Raw genomic sequence first — 2087 nt, 5'->3', positions numbered from 1 at the left:
CCGTCGTGAACCCCGTAATCGTCACCCCTCCCTCCAACGTCACCGTCCCACCCGTCATACTCACCCCCACCCCACCTCTCCCCAATCCCGTAATCATCCCCCCAGTCATCATCAAGCTCTTACCCTTCTCCACCTCCACCCCCGTTTGTACCTTTGAAATCGTCACATTCTCCAACCTCATCGTCCCACCCCCCTTCACCCCATACCCACCTTTCCCATTTCCCGTAATCGACCCCCCAATCATCGTCAAATTATCCTCCGCACTCACCCCCGTCGTGAACCCCGTAATCGTCACCCTCTCCAACACCATCGTCCCACTCCCCGTCACCCCCGTGCCACTCCCATTTCCCGTAATCGACCCCCCAATCATCGTCAAATTCCCCCCCGCATTCACCCCCGTCGTGAACCCAGTCATCGTCACATCCGTCAACCTCACCGTCCCACTCCCCACCGCATGTATCCCACCACTTCCCCCTCCCCTAATCTTCACCCCATCCAACGTCACATTCCCACCCATCATATACACCCCATAACTCCCCACACTTCCCCTAACCGTAATCTCCCCCTTTGTCATCTCAAACGTCCCCCCCTCCACCTTCACCACCCCCATACTCCCACCCCCACTACCCCCTCCCGTAATCTTCACCCCTCCCTCCAACGTCACCGTCCCACCCGTCACACTCACCCCCACCCCATCTCTCCCACTTCCCGTAATCTCCCCCTTTGTCATCTTAAACGTCCCCTTCGTCACCTTCACCCCCGTCGTGACCCCCGTAATCTCCACCCCCTCCAACGTCACATTCCCATCCGTCATACTCACCCCATACCCATCTCTCCCACTTCCCGTAATCTCCCCCCCAGTCATCTTAAACTCCCCCTTCTCCACCATCACCCCCATCGTCCCACCTCCCGTAACCATAATCGTCGCATTCCCCATCAACTCAGCCTTCCCACCCCTCACCTCCACCCCATAACTCCCAACACCCACACTTCCCAATCCCGTAATCATCCCCCCAGTCATCTTAAACGTCCCACTTGTCACCCTCGCCCCCGTTCCAAACCCCGTAATCCTCACATCCATCAACTCAGCCTTCCCATCCGTCACATTCACCTCCACCCCCGTGCCTCTCCCATTCCCCGTAATCGACCCCCCAGTCATCTCAAACTTCCCCGTCCCCCCCACATTCACCCCCGTCGCAAATTGTGAAATCCTCACCTCTCCATTCAAAGTAACCTTCCCCCCATCCCCCCTCCCCATCATACTCACCCCCGTGCCACTCCCATTTCCCTCAATCTCCCCCCCAGTCACCTTTAACGTCCCACTTGTCACCTTCGCCCCCATTCCAACCTTTGAAATATTCACATCCTTCAACGTCATCTCACCCAACGTCACCTCCACCCCCTTCCCCCCACTTCCCTTAAACGTCATATTCGTCACCTCTCCCCACCCCTGTCTGTCCATCGTAATCCCCTTCCCCCCATCTGCTAAATTAATCGTCACCTCTCCCGAACCCATCACAGTACTCTTCCCACCCCCATTAAACTCTATCCCCGTCTTGACATTCTTAAAACTCGTACCCCCCAACATCACAGTACTCTTCCCACTCCCCTTAAACACCATCCCCACCCCATTATTCCCCACACTATTAACCGTCACCCCATCCATCAAAGTAACCTTCCCCCCATTCACCTCAATCACAGCACCCCCATTTTCCCTAACCCCTATCGACCCTTGAAGTACCGTAACAGACCCCCCATCCTCAGCCTCTATCCCCTTATATACATTTGTAGCAGTGACATTCATCACCCTCAGCTTCCCTCCACTTTCCACCTTAATCGCCGGACTACTATTACCACCATCACCTGTAATCTTCAGCGGTTCACTACTTATCGTAATATCTGCCCCCCCATACACCTTCACAGCAGGCTCACCAGGCTCCTTACCCATATTTATAGTTCTCGCCCCCTCCAGCGTCTTTTTCCCACTACTCCCATCACACTCGATTCGCTCATCCCCACCACTACCCCCAGGACTAGCAACCCCATTACAATTCTGTGATTGAGCATAAACCTCTTGAGCTGTACTA

1 protein-coding gene is annotated in these 2087 nt (G+C 55.2%); it reads right to left on the bottom strand.

Going from position 1 to position 2087, the window contains the following annotated elements:
* Window positions 1-2087: right-handed parallel beta-helix repeat-containing protein (locus GGR10_RS06980; protein ID WP_182480443.1), on the bottom strand; the 2087-nt coding region annotated here is incomplete at both ends.

The organism is Bartonella chomelii (assembly GCF_014138465.1).
GTDB lineage: Bacteria > Pseudomonadota > Alphaproteobacteria > Rhizobiales > Rhizobiaceae > Bartonella > Bartonella schoenbuchensis.
Note: the sequence above shows the minus strand (reverse complement) of the source record. Positions and strands in the feature narration are given on the sequence as shown.